At 72.9% G+C, this 21,245-nt stretch carries 20 protein-coding genes and 1 pseudogene; 8 read left to right on the plus strand and 13 right to left on the minus strand.

The window, feature by feature from the left end:
* Positions 1–70 precede the first annotated feature (70 nt).
* From ABD332_RS08045 to ABD332_RS08055, 3 genes are all read right to left on the minus strand, one after another.
* The gene (locus tag ABD332_RS08045) at positions 71–1,789 is read right to left on the minus strand and encodes an AfsR/SARP family transcriptional regulator (protein ID WP_344501152.1); all 1,719 of its coding nucleotides are present in this window, start codon (positions 1,787–1,789) and stop codon (positions 71–73) included.
* A 159-nt stretch (positions 1,790–1,948) separates the two neighbouring features.
* On the minus strand, positions 1,949–2,935 hold the full coding sequence (locus tag ABD332_RS08050; RefSeq protein ID WP_344501153.1) for an L-threonylcarbamoyladenylate synthase: 987 nt from the start codon (positions 2,933–2,935) through the stop codon (positions 1,949–1,951).
* The gene (locus ABD332_RS08055; RefSeq protein ID WP_344501154.1) at positions 2,932–4,140 is read right to left on the minus strand and encodes an FAD-dependent monooxygenase; all 1,209 of its coding nucleotides are present in this window, start codon (positions 4,138–4,140) and stop codon (positions 2,932–2,934) included. Before ABD332_RS08055 ends, ABD332_RS08050 begins: the two co-directional genes overlap by 4 nt.
* Before the next feature lie 79 nt (positions 4,141–4,219).
* Here ABD332_RS08055 and ABD332_RS08060 point away from each other — a divergent pair, with 79 nt between their 5' ends.
* Complete coding sequence (locus ABD332_RS08060) at positions 4,220–4,768, plus strand: TetR/AcrR family transcriptional regulator (protein ID WP_344501155.1); 549 nt, start codon at positions 4,220–4,222, stop codon at positions 4,766–4,768.
* A gap of 190 nt (positions 4,769–4,958) precedes the next feature.
* Here the strand turns inward: ABD332_RS08060 and ABD332_RS08065 are convergent, their stop codons facing one another.
* Positions 4,959–5,717, minus strand: a complete 759-nt coding sequence (locus tag ABD332_RS08065; RefSeq protein ID WP_344501156.1) for a TetR/AcrR family transcriptional regulator — start codon at positions 5,715–5,717, stop codon at positions 4,959–4,961.
* A 78-nt stretch (positions 5,718–5,795) separates the two neighbouring features.
* Here ABD332_RS08065 and ABD332_RS08070 point away from each other — a divergent pair, with 78 nt between their 5' ends.
* Both ABD332_RS08070 and ABD332_RS08075 read left to right on the plus strand, forming a co-directional pair.
* On the plus strand, positions 5,796–6,521 hold the full coding sequence (locus ABD332_RS08070) for an SDR family oxidoreductase (protein WP_344501157.1): 726 nt from the start codon (positions 5,796–5,798) through the stop codon (positions 6,519–6,521).
* Between the two features lie 174 nt (positions 6,522–6,695).
* Positions 6,696–6,881, plus strand: coding sequence for a DUF3073 domain-containing protein (locus ABD332_RS08075; RefSeq protein ID WP_344501158.1), 186 nt, complete (start codon positions 6,696–6,698; stop codon positions 6,879–6,881).
* Here ABD332_RS08075 and ABD332_RS08080 read toward each other — a convergent pair.
* Both ABD332_RS08080 and ABD332_RS08085 read right to left on the minus strand, forming a co-directional pair.
* Positions 6,878–7,666: an alpha/beta fold hydrolase gene (locus tag ABD332_RS08080; RefSeq protein ID WP_344501159.1), complete on the minus strand. Its 789-nt coding sequence runs from the start codon at positions 7,664–7,666 to the stop codon at positions 6,878–6,880. The two genes, ABD332_RS08075 and ABD332_RS08080, sit on opposite strands and share 4 nt — an antisense overlap.
* Before the next feature lie 36 nt (positions 7,667–7,702).
* A pseudogene (locus ABD332_RS08085) lies at positions 7,703–9,493 on the minus strand (family 43 glycosylhydrolase); the annotation flags it as partial.
* Positions 9,494–9,797: 304 nt separating this feature from the next.
* Here ABD332_RS08085 and ABD332_RS08090 point away from each other — a divergent pair.
* The 3 genes from ABD332_RS08090 (at position 9,798) to ABD332_RS08100 (ending at position 11,645) form a co-directional block, all read left to right on the plus strand.
* Complete coding sequence (locus ABD332_RS08090) at positions 9,798–10,382, plus strand: GNAT family N-acetyltransferase (protein ID WP_344501160.1); 585 nt, start codon at positions 9,798–9,800, stop codon at positions 10,380–10,382.
* A 147-nt stretch (positions 10,383–10,529) separates the two neighbouring features.
* Entirely contained in the window at positions 10,530–10,949 is a 420-nt protein-coding gene (locus ABD332_RS08095; RefSeq protein WP_486303838.1) for a GNAT family N-acetyltransferase, read from the plus strand.
* Between the two features lie 51 nt (positions 10,950–11,000).
* Positions 11,001–11,645 (plus strand): LysE family translocator, encoded by a 645-nt coding sequence (locus ABD332_RS08100; protein WP_344501161.1) that lies wholly within the window; start codon positions 11,001–11,003, stop codon positions 11,643–11,645.
* Here ABD332_RS08100 and ABD332_RS08105 read toward each other — a convergent pair.
* Genes ABD332_RS08105 through ABD332_RS08115 form a run of 3 tightly spaced genes read right to left on the minus strand, consistent with a single transcriptional unit; the run spans position 11,634 to position 15,701 of the window.
* Positions 11,634–12,854, minus strand: a complete 1,221-nt coding sequence (locus ABD332_RS08105) for an RNA polymerase sigma factor (RefSeq protein ID WP_344501162.1) — start codon at positions 12,852–12,854, stop codon at positions 11,634–11,636. The genes ABD332_RS08100 and ABD332_RS08105 overlap by 12 nt on opposite strands.
* A gap of 60 nt (positions 12,855–12,914) precedes the next feature.
* The gene (gene ggt / locus ABD332_RS08110) at positions 12,915–14,678 is read right to left on the minus strand and encodes a gamma-glutamyltransferase (protein ID WP_344501163.1); all 1,764 of its coding nucleotides are present in this window, start codon (positions 14,676–14,678) and stop codon (positions 12,915–12,917) included.
* A gap of 39 nt (positions 14,679–14,717) precedes the next feature.
* Positions 14,718–15,701: a GlxA family transcriptional regulator gene (locus ABD332_RS08115; protein WP_344501164.1), complete on the minus strand. Its 984-nt coding sequence runs from the start codon at positions 15,699–15,701 to the stop codon at positions 14,718–14,720.
* Positions 15,702–15,766: 65 nt separating this feature from the next.
* Between ABD332_RS08115 and ABD332_RS08120 the strand changes: the two genes are divergently transcribed.
* Positions 15,767–17,050, plus strand: a complete 1,284-nt coding sequence (locus tag ABD332_RS08120) for an MFS transporter (protein ID WP_344501165.1) — start codon at positions 15,767–15,769, stop codon at positions 17,048–17,050.
* Between the two features lie 43 nt (positions 17,051–17,093).
* On the opposite strand, the gene ABD332_RS08125 is transcribed toward ABD332_RS08120, so the two are convergent.
* The 4 genes from ABD332_RS08125 to ABD332_RS08140 form a co-directional block, all read right to left on the minus strand.
* Positions 17,094–18,644, minus strand: coding sequence for an aldehyde dehydrogenase family protein (locus ABD332_RS08125; RefSeq protein ID WP_344501166.1), 1,551 nt, complete (start codon positions 18,642–18,644; stop codon positions 17,094–17,096).
* Between the two features lie 20 nt (positions 18,645–18,664).
* Positions 18,665–19,132, minus strand: coding sequence for a T3SS (YopN, CesT) and YbjN peptide-binding chaperone 1 (locus ABD332_RS08130; protein WP_344501167.1), 468 nt, complete (start codon positions 19,130–19,132; stop codon positions 18,665–18,667).
* A gap of 37 nt (positions 19,133–19,169) precedes the next feature.
* Complete coding sequence (locus tag ABD332_RS08135; RefSeq protein ID WP_344501168.1) at positions 19,170–19,715, minus strand: hypothetical protein; 546 nt, start codon at positions 19,713–19,715, stop codon at positions 19,170–19,172.
* Between the two features lie 542 nt (positions 19,716–20,257).
* Positions 20,258–20,659: an HAAS signaling domain-containing protein gene (locus tag ABD332_RS08140; RefSeq protein WP_344501169.1), complete on the minus strand. Its 402-nt coding sequence runs from the start codon at positions 20,657–20,659 to the stop codon at positions 20,258–20,260.
* 84 nt (positions 20,660–20,743) lie between these two features.
* On the opposite strand from ABD332_RS08140, the gene ABD332_RS08145 reads away from it, so the two are divergent.
* The gene (locus tag ABD332_RS08145) at positions 20,744–21,199 is read left to right on the plus strand and encodes a MarR family winged helix-turn-helix transcriptional regulator (protein ID WP_344501170.1); all 456 of its coding nucleotides are present in this window, start codon (positions 20,744–20,746) and stop codon (positions 21,197–21,199) included.
* The last annotated feature ends 46 nt before the right edge of the window (positions 21,200–21,245 follow it).

Genomic DNA, 21,245 nt, shown 5'->3' on the forward strand with positions numbered 1-21,245 from the left:
CTTGCCCTTGCGTGCGGGCCTTCGCGTGCGCGACCGGTGGGCGGTCGCGGGCGCCGGCGCGGTGCCGGGGCTAGCCGTGCAGGACCGGCGGGCGGGGAACGACGGGCGGCGGCAGGAAGAGCAGGCGGTCGTTGTACGCGGCGGTGTCGTCGGGGCTCACGCCGCAGCGCAGCGCCAGGTCCAGCATCGACACGAACGGGCCGCGGGCGGCGCGGTCCGCGATGACCCGGTGCGCCACGGCCGGGCGCATGCCCCTGATGTCGAGCAGCACGTGGTCGGGCACGGCGTTGACGTCGATGAGGCCGCCGTCGTTGTGCCGGCGGGGCAGGTCGGGCCGGCCGATCGCGAGCGCGAACCGGGCCACCGGGCTGGTGACCAGCAGCTGCCGGGCGCGCTCGCGCCGCTCGAGCGGGCCGCTGCGGCGGCGCCGCCACAGGTGCCGCAGGTGCTCGTTGATCAGCAGGACGTGGACGGGCGCGCCGAGCGAGACGCTGAAGAGCGACAGCATCGCGACCGCCTCCGCCAACGGTGGCTGCGACAGGTCGTCCTCGAGGTAGATGATCTCGACGGTCCAGTACGTCACCGCCACGGCGAAGTACCCGAGGGCGACGGCGAGCAGCGGACGGCTGCGCCGGCGGGCACCGTGGTACAGGAACGGCACCCAGGCGAACGTGGACAGCGTGCAGGCGCTGAGGACGATGCCGACCAGCGTCTCGATCCAGGTGATCCACGGCTGCCGGTTGAACTCGTGGCCGAAGTACGGGTCGACCCCGACGGCGAAGGGTGGCCAGCGCCGCATCCCCACCGGCGCCGCCACCAGCATCGGCATCGGGAACAGCACCGGCGGAGGGGGCGGGGGCCCGGGAGCGGCCAGGAACGGTGCGGGGCTGACGGAGGACTCCACCGGCGCCGGGCTGACCGGCTCCCACGACGCCGCGGAGATCGGCGCGGCGGAGGACGACGACGGTGCGGTGTGCGTCGGCGGTACCGGCGACGACGGCAGCGCCAGGGTGGGGTCGGAGCGCAGGATGCGCCGCTGGAGGTCCTGCAGCGGCTCGCCCGGCTCGATGCCGTGCTGGTCGTCCAGCCGTGACCGCAGCTCCCGGAAGGTCTGCAGCGCGTCCGTGGGGCGGCCGCTGCGGTACAGCGACAGCATGAGCAGCTGGCGGAGCCGCTCGTGCAGGGGGAACTCCTCGACGAGGGCGGTCAGGTCGGCGACGAGCTCCCGGTGCTCGCCGCGGCGCAGCCGGATCTCCGCGAGCGCCTCGGACGCCGACACGCGCCGCTCGCCGAGCCGCACCCGCACCGCCTCGAACGCCGGCCCGCCGAGCCCCGCGAACGGCTCGCCCTTCCACAGCCGCAGCCCGGCCCGGAAGCCGTCGGCGGCGTCGTCGTCGCGGCCGGCGGCGTGCGCGGCGGTGGCAGCGTCGACGTGCGCCTCGAACTCGGTCACGTCGACGGCGGCCGGCTCGATCGCCAGCCGGTAGCCGCCCTCGTCGAGGGTCAGCAGGCGCGACGGGGTCCGCGGCGACCGGTCCGGCTCCAGCAGGCGGCGCAGCGCGGCGACGTACTTCTGCAGGACGTTGGTCGCGTTCTCCGGAAGCGCGTTGTCAGGGAGGTCGTGCGGCCAGACGGCGTCGATGATCTGAGCGGGTGGCACGGGACGGCCGGGCTGCAGGAGCAGGACGCCGAGGACGGCGCGCTGCTTGGCGGGGCCGAGGTTGACCGGTCGCTCGCCGGCCCAGGCCCGCAGCGGGCCGAGGATCTCGAAGCGGAATCCGCCGTCCATCCAATCCCTCGTGCTGTGGTCCGGCAGAAAGCTGCTGGTCAGTGCCGCAGACGGTCGGACGGCAGCATACCGGCAGCGGCACGGCAGTGGGAACCGGCAGCATTTCGACGGTCGGGACGGGCCGGCGACTCAGACGGGGGGTCGCCGTCCCGCTCGGACCTACTGGGCGGACGCCCGGGTCAGCCGGTCGCGGATCGCCAGCCAGTCGTCTCCGCGGGGCGGGTGCTGGGCCAGGATCGTCGCCACGCCGGCGTCGTCGAGGCGGTGCAGGGCGGCGTACAGGTCGGCGCCGTACTCGAGCGGGTCCGCGGACAGCAGTTCGACGTGCGCCCCTTCGGCGGCCGCCGGCAGGTGCGTGAGGATGCCGACGGTCCCCGGGTCGGACCCTTCCGCCAGCGCGGCGGGGTCGTCTACGAGCCGGAGCCGGGCCCGCGGCGCGTAGTGGCGATGCGCGAGGCCCGGCGACCGTACCTCCGGAGCGGCCTCGGCGGAGCCGGGCAACTGCCCGGAGCTGCCGGAAGGGCGTGACAGCTGAAGCGCGCCGACCACGTCGCGGATCGCCCGCAGGCTCAGCGCGCCCGGACGCAGCAGCCGCGGCGGCGACACGGTCACGTCGACGACGGTGGACTCGATGCCGAGCCGGCACGCGCCGCCGTCCAGGACCAGCGGCACGTCCGGCAGGCTGCGGATCACGTGCTCCGCGGTCGTCGGCGAGATGCTCTCGGACCGGTTCGCGCTCGGCGCCGCCAGGGGCAGCCCGCACTCGCGCAGCAGGGCCAGCGCGACCGGGTGGGCCGGGACCCGGATCGCGATGGTCGGCGGCCCGCCGTTCGCCGGCAGGTGGTGCGCGCGCTCCACGACGAGGCTGAGCGGCCCGGGCCAGAACCGCTCGGCGAGCAGGCGCGCCGCCGGAGGCCACTCGTGCGCGAGCGCCTCGGCCTCCGCGGTCGTCGCGACGTGCACGATGAGCGGGTTCCACGAGGGGCGGTGCTTCAACCGGTACACCTCGGCGACCGCCCGGGCGGAGAACGCGTGCGCGCCGAGCCCGTAGACCGTCTCGGTCGGGAACGCGCAGACGGACTCCTGCCGCAGCAGCTCGGCGGCGCGGCGCAGCCCGGCCGCGTCGGCGGCGACCACCCGGTTCATGCCCGCAACACTAGAGGGTCGCGCAGCCGCACCCCGTTGAGCATCGCCGCCGGCCCGCCCCCGAACGAGGTGAGCTTGCGCTGCACGAAGCCGGGCAGCCGCGGCAGCACGCGCAGCGCCTGGGCCATCGTCCAGACCTGCAGCTCGCTGCGCGGGATCAGGGTGCCGAGGACCGAGGGGCCGATCGTGCGGCTGGCCGCGACCGCGCCGGCCATGGCCCGCTCGTACGCCGCGAACCCCGGCACATGGTCGTCGCCGGCCGCCGCCAGCTCGGAGGCGAGGACATACGCGCCGACGATCGCGAGGCTGCTGCCGCCGCCGACCGCGGGGCCGGGCCCGTAGCCCGCGTCGCCCGCGAGGGTGATCCGCCCCCGGGACCAGGACGGCAGCCGGATCTGGCTGATCGAGTCGAGGTAGAAGTCGTCGGCGGCGTCCAGGTGCTCCAGCAGGCGCGGCACCTCCCAGCCGAGGCCGGCGCAGACGCCGCGCAGCAGCCGCCGCTGTGCGGCCGGGTCGCGGGGCGCGGGCTCCGCGGCGCGGAACAGGACCACCACCCTGGCGCGGCCGGGGATCTTCGTCGGATAGAGCGCGACCGCCTTGTTGACGCTGTTGTACCCGAGGACCCGCCCGTCGAGCCCGACGAGGTCCGGGACGCTGAACACGGCCAGGCAGCCGCCGAGGAAGTGGCTGTGCCCCTCCTCCGGGCCGAACACCAGCCGCCGCACCCCGGAGTGCATCCCGTCGGCGCCGACGACCAGGTCGAAGCCGCCGGACGTGCCGTCGGAGAAGGCCGCGTGGACGCCCCCGTCGCGCTCCACCAGCTCCGTGATGCTGGTGCCGAAGGTGTACGAGACGTGCTCCCGCGTCGCCTCGAACAGGATCCGGGCGAGGTCGCCCCGCATGATCTCGACGTGCCGGTCGGAGACGCCGGCGAGGAGCTGGGCCCCGTCGATCGTGACGTCGGGCCGGCCGGGCCGGATCAGGGTCATCGTGTCCGCGGTGGTGCGGGCGGCCTCGACCTGCGGCAGCAGCCCCATCCGGGCGACGACCTCGACGGCCGGGCCGAGCAGGTCCACCGCGTGGCCACCGTCGCCAAGCCGCGGCCGCGCCGTCCGCTCGACGACGGTGACCCGGTGCCCGTTGCGGTGCAGCCAGTACGCGAGGACGGGCCCGGCGACGCTCGCGCCGGAGATGAGCACGTGCATGGCTCCCCCTACGATCGTTTACTTACCGATAGGTAAAGGAGAGCACTTACCTTCCGGTAAGTAAAGTATGATGTGACGCGTGCCAAGGGTGAGGACCACAGAGACCGCCGACCGCATCCGCGCCGTCGCGATCGAGCTGATCGCGGAGAAGGGCGTCGCGCAGGCGAGCCTGCGCGAGATCGCGGAGCGCGTCGGCATCAGCAAGCCCGCGCTCTACTACCACTTCGGGTCGCGCGAGGAGCTCGTCCGCAGCCTGTTCCAGCCCCTGGTCGACGAGGTGTCCGCGCTGCTCGACGACATCGAGTCCGGCAGCTGGCCCGGCGACACCACCGACCGCCGCGCCGTGCTCGGCGCCTACTTCGACGTCACGTACCGCCACCGCAACATCACCAAGCTGGTCATGCAGGACCCGAGCGTGCTCGCCGACCTCAACCTGGCGGCCGAGGTGACCGACTGGGGCCGTCGCCTCACCACCCTGCTCTTCGGCCCTGCCCCGACCCTCGCCCAGCGGACCCGGGCGATCGTCGCGGTCGGCGGCCTCAGCGACTGCACGGCCATGCTCACCGACGTCCCCGAGCCCGACCTCAAGACCGCCGTCCTCGACGCCGTCTGCGCCACCCTCGGCTAGCCGCCCCCCGGCCAGCAGCCGGAATGGCATCGGTTCAGGTGCCCATGGTCGTCGAGTCAGGTGGCTTGCGCTCCGTGGGCCCTGGTCCTCGCACGCCGTCGGGTCACGCGGCCGCCCAGTCCGAGGCCGGACACCCGTGCGGCCTCAGGTCAGGCGTCCCTCCAGTCGTCGAGTCAGCTGTCGTGCAGCTCTAGAACGTACGTCCATGTGGCCTCGGGTCGGTGCCCGCGTGGCCCGCAGGTTGGGCGTCCGCGCTGTGGCCCGAGTCGGCGAGGCGGGTCAGCCACTCGTCGAGCAGGGCACGCTCGGCGCCGGTCAGGGCCGTGACCCCCGGCAGCGCTGCCCGTAGCGCCCCGGCGGCGCCCGCCAGGCTGGCATCGCCGCCGCCGCCGTCGGCCGCTCGCTCGCTTGTGACGGCCGCGATGATCGACTCGCGGGCGAGGGCCGACAGTGCAGGGTCGCGGGCCTCCGGTGGCAGCGCGATCAGCGTCAACGTCATGCCGCATCCCGCCGCGTGGATCAGGTGCGCGGCCCGCTCCTCGCTCACCCGCAGCCGGCCGGCCGCCGCGATCCGCTTCACCTGCCCCGCCAGCACCTCGGCCGCGGCGCGCGCCGCGGGCGACTCGACGCCGGGCCGGGGCTCGCCGTAGATCAGCGTATAGACGGCGGGGTGCTCCAGTCCGAACGCGACGTGCAGATCCCACCCCCTCCGCAGATCCTCCACAGGATCCCCCGTCTCCGGCAGCCCCATCTTGCCACCCAGGTACGACACAAAACCGTGGCTCGCGACGGCGTCCAGCAGGCCCTGCTTGTCGCCGAAGAGCCGGTAGATGGTCGGGGCCTGCACGCCGGCGGCGGCGCTGACCGCGCGCGTCGAGATCGCCTCGCGGCCACCCTCGTTCAGCAGGGCCGCGGCGGCTTCGACGATCTTTTCGCGGGTAGTGGTCACGGTAACAACGTTAACACTTGCATGTTATCGAGTGAATGCTAACGTGAAATTGTTAGCAGCGATAACAAGGAGGTCGTCATGGACAGGGTTGCCGTCGTCACCGGAGGGTCGCGTGGGATCGGGCGGGCCGTCGCGCTGCGGCTGGCGCAGGACGGGCAGGCCGTCGTCGTCGCCTACGGGCACGCGCCCGCCGCCGCGGACAGCGTCGTCACCGAGATCACCGACAAGGGTGGGCGGGCGCTGGCGGTACAGGCGGACGTCGCCGACGAGAGCGCCGTCGCCGCCCTGTTCGACACGGCGGAGCGGCAGCTCGGCGGCGTCGACGTGGTCGTCAACGCGGCCGGGATCATGGTCCTGGCGCCGCTGGCCGAGCTCGACCTCGACGACCTGGACCGCGTGCACCGCACCAACATCCGCGGCACGTTCGTCGTCGGCCGGGAGGCCGCCCGCCGGGTGCGCCGCGGCGGCGCGATCATCAACTTCTCGACGTCGATCACGCGGCTGTCGCTGCCGACCTATGCCGCGTACGCCGCGAGCAAGGCCGCCGTCGAGGCGATCAGCCCGATCCTCGCCAAGGAGCTGCGCGGCCGCGACGTCACCGTCAACGCCGTCGCGCCCGGGCCGACCGCCACCGACCTGTTCCTCGACGGCAAGGACGACGCCACGGTCGAGCGCATGGCGAAGATGAACCCGATGGAGCGCCTCGGCACCCCCGAAGACATCGCCGAGGTCGTGTCTTCCCTGGCAGGACCCGCCCGCTGGGTCAACGGCCAGACGATCTACGTCAACGGCGGGGCCGCCTGACCACGCGGCGGCACCCGTAAACACGCAGTGTCGTCGGACTCTTGTCTCATCGCCGGCAGACGACACCTGCGACGGGGATGTACCGTGTCGGGCACGAGGACGAATTCAAGTTGTCACGACGCCCGGGCGCGGCACTGCCACCGCCTCCCGGAGCGCGGGAAACGGGGAGCCGACATGGGACGTGGACGGGCCAAGGCCAAGCAGACGCGGATCGCCCGGGAGCTGAAGTACTTCACCCCGCCGACCGACCTCACCGCCCTCCAGCACGAGCTCGCCGGTGCACCCACCCCGGAGCACGACGACGCCGATCAGGGCGACTACTACTACACCCCGGACCGCGACGACCGCACGTCGCGCTAGCGGCCGCCCACCGCGGCGGCGACGATCCGCCGGAAGGGGTCGGGGGCCGACAGCATCGGGAAGTGGTCCGCCCGGGGGATGACCGTGAGGGTCGCCCCGGGCGTCCGCGACGCGATCCGCTCGGCCCACAGCTGGGTGGCGACGAAGTCGTGGCCGCCCACGACCACGCTGACTGGCGTGGTGATCTCGTGGAGGCGGTGCTTCACCGGCGGGTCGAGCTCGGTGCCGAGCGACTCCGGCAGTCGGATCCAGTAGGTGTTCGCGACCTGCAGCCCGACCATCAGGCGCCGGTCGGGCTCGTCGAGGGCGGCGCCCCACGCGCCGATGTCGCGGGCGGCGTAGGCATGGATGTCGGCCTCACCGGTGATGCCGGCGAAGTGCTCCCGCATGACCGCGTACGCCGCGGACTCCGCGGGGCTCGGGTCGGGGAAGTCGCCGAACGCGCCGCCGGCCGCCACCACGTGCCGCACCCGTTGCGGGTACCGGTGGGCGAAGGCGAGCGCGCGGCGCGCCCCGTCGGACACGCCGACCAGTACCGCGGCATCCACGGCGAACGCGTCGAGCACGGCGGCGAGGTCGTCCAGCTCGCTGTAGGGCCTCGTGGCGTGCGACGACAGGCCCATGTCGCGGTGGTCGAAGGTGATGACCCGGGCGAACCCGGCCAGCCACGGGACCGTCGAGTCCCACATCCGCAGATCCGCGGCGCCGGCGTTGAGCAGGACCACGTCCGGGCCTTCGCCGCGGATCTGCGCGTGGAGATAACCGTCTTCGACGTCGATGAACACCCGGGAAGCTTAGACGTCGATGGACGCCCGGGAAGCTCAGAAGACCCGCAGCTCGTAGATCCGGGTGGCGACCTCGGTCGTCTGGGTGGGCGTCACGACGTTGAGCCGCACGTACCGGCCGGAGACGCCGCTGACGGGGTGGCTGGTGTTCGCCGCGGTGTTGGCGGTGACGTTCACGACCTGCGTCCAGGTGGTGCCGTCGTTGGACACCGAGATCGTGAACGCCTTCGTGTTCATGCTCGCGGCCTCGCCGCCGGCCTGCGCGTGCGCCAGCTCGAAGCGGCTCAGCGAACGCGTGGCGCCCAGGTCGACCTGTAGCCACGCGCCGGCGCCCGACGAGCAGAACTTGTCGGAGTTGCCGCCGCTGACGCTGCCGTTGACGGCCTTCTCCGGGCCCTCCGACGCCGCGCACGGCGTGCTGCCGCTCGCGGGCCGGCCCTGCGCGACGTTGACCCCGGCGCCGACCGGCGCCCCGACCACCACGTTGTCGAACGCCGCGGCCGCGTTGTACACCCGCACCCCGTCGCTGCCGGACGCGAACGTGCCGTCCGTGACGCTGATCCGCGGGTTGGTCATGTCGTCCACGTACACCTTGATCGACGACCCGATCGCGGTGACCCGCAGGTGGTAGCTGGTGCCGGCGGTGACGGTCAGGTTCGCGGTGCCCAGCTGGGTCCAGTTGTTGGCGGCGCGGCCGAGCACGACCCGTCCGGCGGGGCTGATGCCGGCGTAGTAGCCGTTGTAGCTGTCGGCGCCGGTGGCCGCGTTGCTGACCCGGAAGGTCAGGCCCGCGTCGCCGCCGCCGGACGTGACGGTCACGTCGGCGTCGTAGGAGAAGTCGCCGAAGTTGGTGTCCAGCTGCGCCTTGCCGCCGAGCGAGCTGCCGGCCTGATACCTGCCGCCGGAGACCGAGAACGCGCCGCCGAACGTCTTCCAGCCCAGCGCGTTGCCGTCGGCGAAGTTGTCCTTCACCCGCATGGTGACCCGCTGGATGGTGCCGTCGGCGTTGAACGTCATCCGGTCGTAGGCGAGCTGCCGGTGGTTGCCGTCGGTCTCGCTCAGCGGCCGGCGGTGGTAGAGGATGTACCAGGTGTCGGTGCCCGGCACGTTGATCACCGAGTTGTGCCCGGACCCGCGGGCGACGGCGGCGTCCTGGGTGAGGACCCTGTCCAGCTTGGTGAACGGGCCGGTCGGCGAGTTCGCGATCGCGTAGGACACCGAGTAGTCCGGGCCGGTCCAGCCGCCCTCGGACCACATCAGGTAGTACTTGCCGTTGCGCTTGAACATCTGTGGGCCCTCGGTGTACCCCGACGGCGTGATCTCCTTGAACGTGCTGCCGTCGCTGAACGTGCCGAGGCTGGTCATGTCGGCGTTGAGCTTGGCGACGTTCGCGTGGCCCCAGCCGCCGTAGTAGATGTACGCCTGGCCGTCGTCGTCGATGAACACGTCCTGGTCGATCGGCTGCGCGCCGTTGTAGAACTGCCCGATCAGCGGCCGGCCGATCGCGTCCCGGTAGGGCCCGGCCGGGTTGTCGGCCACGGCGACGCCGATCCCGCCGAGCTGTGAGTTGTTCTGGATGTCGTTGGCGCCGAAGTACAGGTAGTACCTGCCGTTGCGCTGGATCGGGGCGGGCGCCCACATCGCCTGCGTGGCCCACGACACGTTGGCCTTGGTGAGCACGTTGGGGTGCCTGGTCCAGTTGACCAGGTCGGTGGAGGAGAACGCGTCGAGGTAGGTCTGCTCCCCGTACGACTTCGACGTCGTCGGGTACACCCAGAACGTGTTGTTGTAGACCGCGACGTCAGGGTCGGCGTACCACCCGTCGACGATCGGGTTGCCCGACTCGGCGGTCGTGTAGTCGGGGATCGCGGCGGCGGCCGCGACGGGCGCGAGCGCGCTGCCGAGCAGGGCGGCGGCGGTCAGGGCGGCAAGGCGTTTGGCTGCGGTGAACATCGGTGGCGGCTCCGACGGTGACGCGCTGGCGGGCGCGGGCGGCGTGGCGGTTCCCACATGTTCGGTAAATATTGAACAGAACCACCAATCACGTCAAGGCTGTCCCAGCGCCTGAATCAACAAACCCAAACGTGTTCTGACAAAAATTCTCAGAACGAAGGCGCTGTAGGGTGGCGCAATGGTCGATGCTGTGCCGCTCCCGGCGCCGGTTCCGCTGCCCGGCGGCGCGACGCTGCGCCCGCTCGAGCTGGCGGACGCCGCGGCCCTGCTGGACGTACAGGAGCGAAACCGCGAGCATCTCCGGCGCGCGACGCCGATGCAGCCCGACTCCTTCTGGACGCTCGACGGTCAGCGGGACCGGCTCGAGACGCAGGTCGGGCGCAACCTGGCCGGTGAGGCCCTCGGCTGCGCGATCGTCCGCGACGGCCGGATCCTCGGCTGCGTGACGCTCAGCGGCATCGTGCGCGGCCCGTTCCGCAGCACCAGCCTCGGCTACTGGATCGACGCGGCCGAACAGGGCAAGGGGCTCACCTCGGCGGCGGTCGCCGCGGCCTGCCGCCTCGCCGACGAGCACCTCGGCCTGCACCGCATCGAGGCCAGCACCAACGTGGACAACCTCGCGTCGCAGCGGGTCCTGGCCAGGAACGGCTTCGAGCGGATCGGCGCGGCCCGCGACTACCTGTTCCTCGACGGCGCCTGGCGGGACTCGCTGCTGTTCCAGCGCATCCTCAACGACCGCCAGCCGGCCGCCGGCTCCGCCTGAGAGCGACCGCCAGCCGGCCGCCGGCTCCGCCTGAGAGCGACCGCCAGCCGGCCGCCGGCTCCGCCTGAGAGCGACCGCCAGCCGGCCGCCGGCTCCGCGTGAGAAACGACCGCCGGCCGGCGACCCTCAGCCAGTACGGTCGGCGGCGTGGACATCGAACTGCGTAGCGCCGCCGCCGAGGACGTCCCAGCGGTGCTGGCCTTCTGGAAGATCGCGGCGGAGGGCACGAACCGCGGCGGTGACGACACCGCAGCCGTCGAGGCGCTGCTCTCGCGGGACCCGTCGGCGCTGCTGCTGGCGGTGGCGGGCGGCGAGATCGTCGGGTCGCTCATCGCGGGCTTCGACGGGTGGCGATGTCACCTGTACCGCTTCGCGGTGCACCCCGAACGGCGCCGGCAGGGGATCGGGGCGCGGCTGCTGGCCGCGGCGGAGGAGCGCTTCCGCGGGTTCGGCGCCTGGCGGGTCGACGCGATGGTCCTGGAGGACAACACCCTCGCGCACCAGGTGTGGGCGGCGGCCGGCTACGCGCCGCAGGAGGAGTGGCGGCGCTGGGTGAAGAGCCTCTGACCGCCGATTGGCTCTCGACCCGCACCGCCCGGGCCTGACACCGTGAGGAACATGATCACGGTGGGGGCGGCGGCAGGGGTCGCGCTGGTGGCGTTGGGGATGGTGCTCACGCCGGGGCCCAACATGATGTACCTCGTCTCCCGCAGCATCTCCCAGGGCCGCCGGGCGGGCATGATCTCGCTCGCCGGGGTCGCCGCCGGGTTCCTCGTCTACCTGACGCTCGCCTCGGCCGGGCTGTCGGTGGTGTTCTCGACGGTCCCCGCGCTGTACACGACGGTGAAGCTGGCCGGCGCCGCCTACCTCGCCTACCTCGCGTGGCAGGCGGTCCGGCCCGGCGGCACGTCGGTGTTCACGCAGGTCGAGCTGCCGCCGGACTCGACGCGCAAGCTGCTCACGATGGGGCTGATGACCAACCTGCTCAACCCCAAGGCCGCGATCATGTACGCGTCGCTGATCCCGCAGTTCGTCGACCCGCGCGCCGGGCACCTGATGGCGCAGGGGTTCATGCTCGGCGGGGTGCAGATCGCGGTGAGCATGGTGGTCAACGCGGGCATCGTCCTGGCCGCCGGCGGCATCGCGGTCTTCCTGGCCAAGCGTCCCGTGTGGCTGCGGCTGCAGCGGTACGTGACGGGCACGCTGCTCGGCTTGATCGCGGTCAAGCTCGCCACCGACAAGGCCCGGCCGCTACCCGTTTGACAGCGTGGCGGCCTTCGACAGCAGGTAGCGCCGCTCGGGGAGGCTCGTCGTGCGGCGGGCCGCCAGCTCGTACGACGAGCGCGCCGCCACCGCGTCGCCGGACATCTCCTGCAGGTGCGCGCGGACCGCGGCGAGCCGGTGATGCCTCGCGAGGCGCTCGTCGGTGTCGAGCGACTCCAGCAGGCGCAGGCCCGCACCCGGCCCCTGCACCATCGCCACCGCCACGGCCCGGTTGAGCGTCACCATCGGGTTCGGCGCGACCCGCTCCAGCAGCTGGTACAGGGCGAGGATCTGCGGCCAGTCGGTGTCCGCCGCCGATCCGGCCTCGTCGTGGATCGCGGCGATCGCGGCCTGCAGCTGGTACGGGCCGGGCGGCCCCTTCGGCAGCGTCCGCGTGATCAGCTCGACGCCTTCGGCGACCGCGGGCCGGTGCCACAGCGCGCGGTCCTGCTCGGCGAGCGGCACCAGCGTGCCGTCCGGCAGGGCGCGCGCCGGCCGGCGGGCGTCGGTGAGCAGCATCAGCGCGAGCAGCCCGGCCACCTCGCCGTCGTCTGGCAGGAGCCGGTGCACCTCCCGCGTCAGGCGGATCGCCTCGGTGGTCAGCTCGGGCCGGTGCAGGTCGTCGCCGGAGCTGGCGGTGTACCCCTCGTTGAAGATCAGGTAGAGCACCTGCAGCACGACCTGGAGGCGGCCCGCGCGTTCGGCGGGCGGCGGCATGCTGAACCCCGCACCCGCGGCCCGGATCTTCTGCTTGGCCCGGCTGATGCGCTGCGCGAGCGTCGCCTCCGGCACGAACAGCGCGTGCGCGATCTGCGCGGTCGTCAGCCCGCCCACGGCCCGCAGCGTCAGCGCCAGCTGCGACGCGCTCGTCAGCGACGGGTGGCAGCACAGGAACAGCAGCAGCAACGTGTCATCTTTGTCGGAAATGTCAGGCGGGTCCGATGTTTCATGTGAAACGGCGATGGACAACTCACGCCTGCGCCGCGCGTCCTCGCTGCGGAACTGATCGGTCAGCCGCCGCGAGGCGACCGTGATCAGCCACCCGCGCGGCTGCTCGGGCACCCCCTCGCGGGGCCACTGCAGCGCCGCCGCCAGCAACGCCTCCTGCACGGCGTCCTCGCAGGCGTCGAACTGCCCGTGCCGCCGGACCAGCACCCCGAGCACCTGCGGCGCCAGCCGCCGCAACTCCTCCTCGACCCCGACACTCACGGAGAACAACGATCCCACGGCGGGGCCGCCCTGTAGGAGGGCGGCGCCGCCGTCGCGGGCTCAGTGGACGGTGCCGGCGGAGCCGGTGCCCCGGCGGACGGGTTCCGCGCAGGCGAGGAGCTTGCCGCGGGGGAGGAACTCGATCGCCGTCGCGGCGCCGATCTCGGCCATGGGGGTGAACGTGTGGCCGAGGGTGCCGAGCGCCACGCCGGGGCCCGAGATGAAGGCGGGCTCGGCGACCACGGCCGCGGTGTTGCGCTGGGTGGCGCGGGGCGCGGCCAGGGCCTGCGGGAGCGTCATGCCCAGGTCGATCCGGTTGATCAGGATCTGCAGGACGGTGGTGATGATGGTCGAGCCGCCGGGGGAGCCGAGGGCCAGGAACGGGCGGCCGTGCTGCAGGACGATCGTCGGGGCCATCGAGCTGCGCGGGCGCTTGCCGGGGGCGGGGAGGTTCGGGTCGTCGGCCGGCGCCTGGGTGTTGGTGAAGTTGAAGTCGGTCAGCTCGTTGTTGAGCAGGAAGCCGCGGCCGGGGACGACGATGCCGTTGCCGCCGATCTGCTCGATCGTGAGCGTGTACTCCACGACGTTGCCCCACTTGTCGGCGACGGTCAGGTTGGTCGTCGACTTGCCGAAGTCCGCCGTCGCTCCACCCGCCGTGGTCGCGCAGGAGGCACCCGGTACACCGGGCGGCACCGGCTTCGTGGCGGCGTGCAGCGGGTCGATCCGGCAGGCGCGGGACGCCGCGAAGTCGTTGGTCAGCAGCGACTCGAGCAGCGGGCGCGGGGTGTAGTCACCGACGTAGCGGTTGCGGTCGGCGAAGGCGAGCGCGCTGGCCTCCAGGTAGCGGTGCAGGGCCTGGGTGCCGTCGAGCCGGCCCAGGTCGGAGCGCTCCAGGATGTTCAGGGCCTCGCCGACGGTGGAGCCGCCCGAGGACGGGGTGGCCATGCCGTAGACGTCGTAGCCGCGGTACACCATGTGCGTCGGCTCGGGGCGGCGGACCTCGTAGGCGCGCAGGTCGGCGAGGGTCATGCCACCGGGGCGGATCTGGTACTGCCACGGCACCGACGGGTTCGCCGCGACCGGCGGGTGCTGGACGGCCGTCACGATGTCGCGGCCCACCTCACCGCCGTAGAACGCGTCGATGCCGCGGCGCGCGACCAGGTCGTAGGTCGCGGCGAGGTCGGGGTTGCGCAACGTGCTGCCGACCGCCGGCGGCTGCCCGCCCGGCAGGAACAGCGCCGCCGTCGGCGTGAACTGCGCGAACGCCGACTTGTTGTCGCTGACCTGGGTCGCGAACGTCTGGTCGACGGTGAAGCCGCGGCGCGCGACCTCGCTGGCGGGGCGCAGGTTGGTGGCGAGGGACCGCTTGCCCCACCGGCGCAGCGCGGTGTCCCACGTGGCCAGGGTGCCGGGGACGCCGGCGGAGATGCCGCTGACCCGTGCCTCCTGAAAGGCGTACGGCTGGCCGGTCGCCGGGTCGACGAACGCCGTGGACGTCATCGACTGCGGCGCGGTCTCGCGGCCGTCGAGAGTGGACACCTTGCCGCTGCGGGCGTCGTAGTACACGAAGAACCCGCCGCCGCCGATGCCCGCGGAGAACGGCTCGGTCACGCCGAGGGTCGCCGCGACCGCGACGGCGGCGTCGACCGCGTTGCCGCCGCGGCGCAGCACGTCCAGCCCGACCGCGGTGGCCGTCGGGTCGACCGAGGTCACCGCGCCGCCGTACCCGGTCGCGGTGGGGCCGGTGGACGAGGCGAGGGTGGGTGCCGCGGGTCCGCCCACCAGGGGCACGAGGAGAAGGGGGATCAACAGCAGTCTACGCATGGTGCCTCCCGGAGGATCGACGGCGATCGCTCCTCCTGCCTACCGCCCCTGGGCGTCGGGCACAACCCGGAACGTGCGGCGGTACGCGCTCGGAGCGACGCCGATCGTGGTCTGCAGGTGCTGGCGCAGCGACGCGGCCGTGCCGAGCCCCGACCGGCGGGCGATCTGCTCCACCGCCAGGTCGGTGCTCTCCAGCAGCCCGCGGGCGTGGTCGACCCGCTGCTGCAGCAACCACCGGGCCGGGCTCACCCCGGTCTCCTCGCGGAAACGCCGGGTGAACGTGCGCACACTCATCGTGGCGTACGAGGCCATGTCCTGCAGCGTCAGCGGCTCGGCGAGTCGCCGCAACGCCCACTCGCGGGTGGGTGCGGTCGTGGTGTCGGTGAGCCGCGGCAGGGGCCGCTCGATGTACTGCGCCTGCCCGCCCTCCCGCCACGGCGGCACCACGCTGCGCCGCGCCGCCCGGTTGGCGACCTCGCTGCCGAAGTCGGTGCGCACCACGTGCAGGCACAGGTCGACCCCGGCGCCGACCCCGGCGGAGGTGAGCACGTCGCCATCGTCGATGAACAGCACGTCCGGGTCGAGCTTGACCTGCGGGTACAGCGCCCGGAACTGGTCGGCCCACCCCCAGTGCGTGGTCGCCGGACGGTCGTCGAGCAGGCCGGCGGCGGCGAGCACGAACGCCCCGGTGCAGATCGACATGACCCGGGCCCCGCGGGCGTGCGCCGCGAGCAGCGCCGCCGCGACGGACGGGTCGAGGGTGGCGTCCTCGACCGGCCCGCCGCGGTGGATTCCGGCCACGACGACGGTGTCGGCCCGCTCGGTGATCTCCAGCCCGTGCTCGGGCAGCACCTGGAAGCCGGCCGCGCTGCGCACCGGCAGCCCGCCCGGCGTGCAGACCTGGATCTTGTACTTGCGGTGGCCGTCGTCCCCGCGGGCGGCGCCGAAGATCTGCGACGGGGTGCCAAGGTCGAACGCCACGACCCCGTCGAGCGCGATGACGGCCACCAGATGCCTGCCCATGGCCCAATTCTTGCGCACTATGGCTTCCGGGCCACTCGTCCGCGCGTACCGGAGCCAGAAGGATGATGACCGTGAAACGACTCCACCCTGCCTGGCTGGTCGCCGCGGTCGCGTTCGTCGCGCTGGTCGGCGCGGCGGGCTTCCGGGCCACCCCCGGCGTCATGCTGCATCCGCTGCACGAGGAGTTCGGCTGGTCGCTGGGGACCATCTCCCTCGCGGTGTCGATCAACCTGCTCCTGTTCGGCCTCACCGCGCCCTTCGCCGCCGCGCTCATGGAGCGCTTCGGGATCCGGCGGGTCGTGGCGTACGCGCTGCTGCTCGTTTCCGCCGGCAGCGGGCTGACGGTCTTCATGCGGCACAGCTGGGAGCTCATCGCGCTGTGGGGCGTGCTCGTCGGCCTCGGCACCGGCTCGATGGCGCTCGCGTTCGTCGCGACGGTCACCGGCCGCTGGTTCGTCAAGCGGCGCGGCCTGGTCACCGGCGTGCTCACCGCCGGCGGCGCGGCAGGCCAGCTGGTGTTCCTGCCGCTGCTCGCGCTCCTGGTCGACAGCCACGGGTGGCGCGCCGCCGCGCTGACGGTGGCCGGCGCGGCGCTGGTCGTGGTGCCCCTCGTCCTCTGGCGGCTGCGCGACCACCCGGCGGACCTGGGCGTGACCGCCTATGGCGCCACCGATGCCGATGCGGCGCCGGTACCGCCGGCGACGGGCGGCGCGGCGCGGCGGGCCCTCGGCGCGTTGCGCGGTGCCGCCCGGGTGCCCGCGTTCTGGCTGCTCGCGGGCGGGTTCGCGATCTGCGGCGCCACCACCAACGGGCTGATCGGCACCCACTTCATCCCCGCCGCGCACGACCACGGCATGACCGAGCCGGTCGCGGCGTCGCTGCTGGCGCTGGTCGGCCTGTTCGACATCGTCGGCACGATCGCGTCCGGCTGGCTCACCGACCGGATGGACAGCCGTGTCCTGCTCGGCTGGTACTACGCCCTGCGCGGCGCGTCGCTGCTGGTGCTCCCGGCGCTGTTCGCCGCCACGGTGCGGCCGAGCATGGTCGTCTTCATCCTCTTCTACGGCCTCGACTGGGTGGCGACGGTCCCGCCGACGGTCGCGCTGTGCCGCGAGTACTTCGGCGCGTCCGGCCCGGTGGTGTTCGGCTGGGTCTTCGCGTCGCACCAGTTCGGCGCGGCGATCGCAGCGACGGGCACCGGCCTGCTGCGCGACCGGCTCGGCAACTACGACCTGGCCTGGTACGTCGCGGGCGGGCTGTCGATCGCCGCCGCCGGCCTGTCGCTGCTGCTGTTGCGCACCCGGCGCGGGGTCGTGACGCCCGCGCCGGTCGCGGTGGCCGCGGCGTAGCGGCGGCCTGCTACGGCGTGACGGCTCTGCTACGGCGGGACCGTCAGCCCAGGCGGAAGTCCAGGTCCGGGGTGATCTCCAGCGTGTCCATCTGGGCGCGCTGGAGCCGGCCGGAGTAGTCCCAGTTCATCGACTGCCAGCGGGTGAACTGGTCTAGCACCCAGACGCCCGACTGGCGGCTGCCGTTGCCGGACCTGCCGTTGCCGCCGAAGGGCAGGTGCGCCTCCGCGCCAGAGGTGGAGTTGTTGACGCTGACCATCCCGGCGCGGGTGCGGCGGCGGAACGTGAACGCCTTGCGCGGGTCGGTGGTGTAGATCGCGGCGGACAGCCCGTAGCCGGGCGCGTCGGCCAGCTCGACCGCCTCGTCCAGCGTGCCGTAGGACGTCACACCGACCAGCGGACCGAAGGTCTCCTGCTGGAAGATCTTGTCTTCCGGCCGTACACCGTGGACCAGCGCCGGATGGTAGAACAGGCCCTGCTCCGGGTCGCCGACGAAGCCCTCGCGCGGGTTGGCGGCGCTGATCCTGCCGGTCGGGCCCGCCGGCCGGTGGTGGTCCTCGATCCAGCCGAGGAACTCCTCGAAGCGCGCGGCGAAGCGGTCGGTCATCAGCGGGCCGTAGAGCACCGACGGGTCGGAGGGGTCGCCGATGCGCGCGCCGGCGATCGCCTCCTCCAGCCTCGCGGTGAAGGGCTCGAGGACGCTCTCCTGCACGATCAGCGTGCCGAGCGACGTGCAGCGCTGGCCCGCCGTGCCGAACCCGGCGAAGAGCGCGCCGTGCACCGCGAGATCCAGGTCGGCGTCCTCGGTGACGACCATCGGGTTCTTGCCGCCGAGCTCCAGGCAGGCGCTCTGCAGGTGCCGGCCGGCGAGCTCGCCGATCCGCGCGCCGACCTCCGACGAGCCGGTGAACCCGACCTTGTCGACCAGCCCCGCCTCCAGCGCCCGGTCCAGGCCCTCGAACGTGGTCGCCCCGTCGGCGAACACCACGTCGAAGACCCCGTCGGGCACCCCCGCGCGCCGGATGAGCTGGGCGAACGCGTCGGCGCAGGCGGCGGAGTACTCGGCCGGCTTCCACACGACGGCGTTGCCGCACAGCAGGGCCGGCACCAGATACCAGCTGGGGACCGCGACCGGGAAGTTGCCGGCCGTGATGATCGCGGCGACCCCGACCGGCACGCGGAACGTGAACAGCTGCTTGTCGGGCATCTCGCTCGGCACCGTCTGCCCGTAGAGGCGGCGGCCCTCGCCGAGGAAGAAGTCGCAGGTGTCGACGATCTCCTGGACCTCGCCGCGGGCCTCGGCGGTCGTCTTGCCGACCTCCCGCGTCACGAGCGCGGCGAGGGCCTCGAAGTTGGCCTCGACGAGCCGGCCGAGGTTGGCGATCACCCGGCCGCGGACCGGGGCCGGCACATCGGCCCAGTCCCGCTGCGCGCGGCGGGCGGAGCGGCAGGCGGCGACGAACGTGTCGGCGTCGGCGAGGGCGACCTCGGCGACGACCTGGTCGAGGTGGGCCGGGTCGACGGACCGGAAGCGGGCGTCGCCGGGCGCGTCGAGGGGTCTGCCGCCGACGGTGGAGACGAGGAGCTTGCTCATGCCCCCATCTTGCCGTGGGGCTACGACATTTTTCCGTGGGGCGTGTCGGCCGGGTGCTGGGACGTGGGCGGCGGGGCGAACGCCAGCTCGCCGCCGAACTGGTCGTGCAGCCGGACGTCGTAGTAGTCGGCGGCGTCGGCCACCCAGTCGCAGGCGTTGCTCAGCTCGGTCGCGTCGAGCGTCTCGGCCATCAGCTCGTAGGACGCGATGACCGAGTCGTCGCGCCAGAACAGCCGGACGAAGTTGAGCCGGCCGTTGAGCTCGTTGAGCTCCGTCAGCAGCCGCGGCGAGCACTCCAGCCGGCGCAGCAGCGGCGAGAAGACCCGCACGAACGGCGGATCGTTGGCGACCAGGCGCAGGTAGACCACGGCGGTGCCGCTGCGGATCGCGGCCGGGGTGGCGCTCAGGTCGGCGGGCACCGCCTGTCCGCCGAGGTAGTCGGTGAGCAGGTGGTGCACCCGGATGCGCACGGCGTCGTCGATCGACACGCCTGTCACCCTATCGAATGACCGCGCGGTCACCCGGTCACCCGGACTTGCCGGGGCGCCCCGGGGGCAGGAAGCCGCGGCGGCGGGCCTCCTTGACCCAGCGGTGCGCGGTGCTGACCGGCACCCCGTGCCGATCGGCCAGGTCGCAGGCGGGCCGGGGCGAGTCCTGCGCGAAGTCGAGGTAGACGTCGGCGACCTCGCGGTAGAAGACGTCCGGCCGTCCCCGTGACGGGTTCGCCGCGGCGGGCGACGTACGGGCGACCGCCAGCGCCGGCTCGACCATCTCCCAACCCGTGTCACCGGCGACGGGCGGCGCGACCGGTCGCGCCCGTGGATTGAGCACCGGCGGCGTGTCGATCGACTCGTGGACGACCGCGAGCTGCGCGTTGGCGGCGGCCTCGATCCGCCCGACGGGGATCGCCCGGAGCAGGTCCGCACTCGGCGAGCCGTCGATGTGCAACCCCGTCAGCACCAGCCGACCACCGTCAGCGACGCCGACCCGCACCCGGACGCTCTGCGCCAGGGGCGGCTCCTGACGCCACTCATACCAGCCATCGGCGACTGGGAGAAGCCGGCCACGCACCCGGCAAATCTAGACCACTTTTCCTCGAATCAACAATTGCGCGAACCTAGACGTCTAGATACGCTGATCTGGACCCGCCAGCCAGAGGCTTCAACGGGGGGTGTCTGGAGCAGCAGGTGCGTGGCCGCGCACCGACAGTTCCAGCAGAAGCCGACGGCACGTCTGCCTCGCCTTGGGGGAGCAAGGGGGAGGGCGCAGACGGGTGGTCTGCCGGGCGGATCGCGCAGCAATGCGCGTCCCGCCCGGCGGCGTCGGTGACAAGCCGCGGTCGCGGGGTCTCGCCGGACCCCGCGACCGTCCACCGCCTGGCAGGCGCTGCTGCACGGCCCGGTTCACGACGCCCGCACCGGCCGACTTCCACCGATCCCCGCACCCGGGGCGGCGCTCTGTGCCTCGCGCACGCGCCGATCAACACCCGGCGGTGTGCCGTCTTCAGTTCCGGCGTGGACCGGCCTGCCCGATCGGCACGGTCTGGATCGGCACCGCCTGTATCGACGCTGGCCAGATCGACACTCCTCGACAGGCGTTGGTCAGTGCCCGGGTCAGTGGCGGCCGGTGTAGAGGAGGAAGACGCCGGCGAGGACGACGCCGATGCAGAGCAGGGACACCATGGCCACGGTGATGAGGACCCAGATGAGGGCGCCGAGCTTGCGGCCCGGGTTGATGTCGATGCGGGCGGGTGGGAGCTCGGCGGCCTCCAGCTCGGCCGCGACGTCCGCCGGGTCGCCGAGCAGGTCCAGGATCGAGCGGACCTCGTCCTCGGGCGCGTGGGGACGGCCGCCCGACCCGGGGTGCGGCTCGGCGTGCCGGGTCTCGGCGAGCTTGCCGGCGATGTGGTCGCTGAGGTCGGCGAGCAGTTCGGCGCGGCGGCCGGCGGGCACGTTCTGCAGCGCCTGCTCGACCGCGTGGAGATAGTCGTTGACCAGGCCATCGTAGGTGTTCAAGGCGCCCCCGTCCGGAAAAGCTGGCACTCTCCAGCATGATCAGTAAGACTTTTCGAGCAGGCACGCAGTCCTGGAGGGAGCGATGTGAGCGCACCGACCCGCTGGCTCGACGCCGAGGAACAACTCGCCTGGCGTGCTTTCTACTCCGCCGCGACGCAGCTGATCGACCGGCTCGACCGTGAGCTGCAGCACGACGCGGGCATGCCGCACGCCTACTACGAGATCCTCGTCGTGCTGTCGGAGTCGCCGGGGCGCACCCGGCGGATGAGTGAGCTCGCCGACCTCACCAGGTCCTCGCGCAGCCGGCTCAGCCACGCCGTCACCAAGCTCGAGGCCCGCGGCTGGGTCCGCCGGCGCGACTGCGACGACGACAAGCGCGGGCAGTTCGCCGACCTGACCGACGTCGGCTTCGCCGCCATCGAGGCGGCCGCGCCCGGTCACGTGGAGACGGTGCGCAAGCACCTGTTCGACGCCCTCACCGAGGAGCAGGTCGAGCAGCTGCGCAAGATCAGCGAAGCGATCACGGCCTCCCTCAAGTAACGCCCTCAGGTAAACCCTGAAGTACCCCTGGCGGGGCACTGCGCCT

Origin of the sequence: Dactylosporangium maewongense, assembly GCF_039531485.1 — a bacterium.
Lineage (GTDB): Bacteria > Actinomycetota > Actinomycetes > Mycobacteriales > Micromonosporaceae > Dactylosporangium > Dactylosporangium maewongense.

Coding starts and splice junctions, on each gene's coding strand:
- ABD332_RS08070 (WP_344501157.1), top strand. CDS start 5,796: ATGGACAGGGTTGCCGTCGTCACCGGAGGGTCGCGTGGGATCGGGCGG.
- ABD332_RS08055 (WP_344501154.1), bottom strand. CDS start 4,140: ATGCACGTGCTCATCTCCGGCGCGAGCGTCGCCGGGCCCGTCCTCGCG.
- ABD332_RS08120 (WP_344501165.1), top strand. CDS start 15,767: ATGACCGTGAAACGACTCCACCCTGCCTGGCTGGTCGCCGCGGTCGCG.
- ggt (WP_344501163.1), bottom strand. CDS start 14,678: ATGCGTAGACTGCTGTTGATCCCCCTTCTCCTCGTGCCCCTGGTGGGC.
- ABD332_RS08100 (WP_344501161.1), top strand. CDS start 11,001: ATGATCACGGTGGGGGCGGCGGCAGGGGTCGCGCTGGTGGCGTTGGGG.
- ABD332_RS08125 (WP_344501166.1), bottom strand. CDS start 18,644: ATGAGCAAGCTCCTCGTCTCCACCGTCGGCGGCAGACCCCTCGACGCG.
- ABD332_RS08115 (WP_344501164.1), bottom strand. CDS start 15,701: ATGGGCAGGCATCTGGTGGCCGTCATCGCGCTCGACGGGGTCGTGGCG.
- ABD332_RS08045 (WP_344501152.1), bottom strand. CDS start 1,789: ATGGACGGCGGATTCCGCTTCGAGATCCTCGGCCCGCTGCGGGCCTGG.
- ABD332_RS08075 (WP_344501158.1), top strand. CDS start 6,696: ATGGGACGTGGACGGGCCAAGGCCAAGCAGACGCGGATCGCCCGGGAG.
- ABD332_RS08050 (WP_344501153.1), bottom strand. CDS start 2,935: ATGAACCGGGTGGTCGCCGCCGACGCGGCCGGGCTGCGCCGCGCCGCC.
- ABD332_RS08090 (WP_344501160.1), top strand. CDS start 9,798: ATGGTCGATGCTGTGCCGCTCCCGGCGCCGGTTCCGCTGCCCGGCGGC.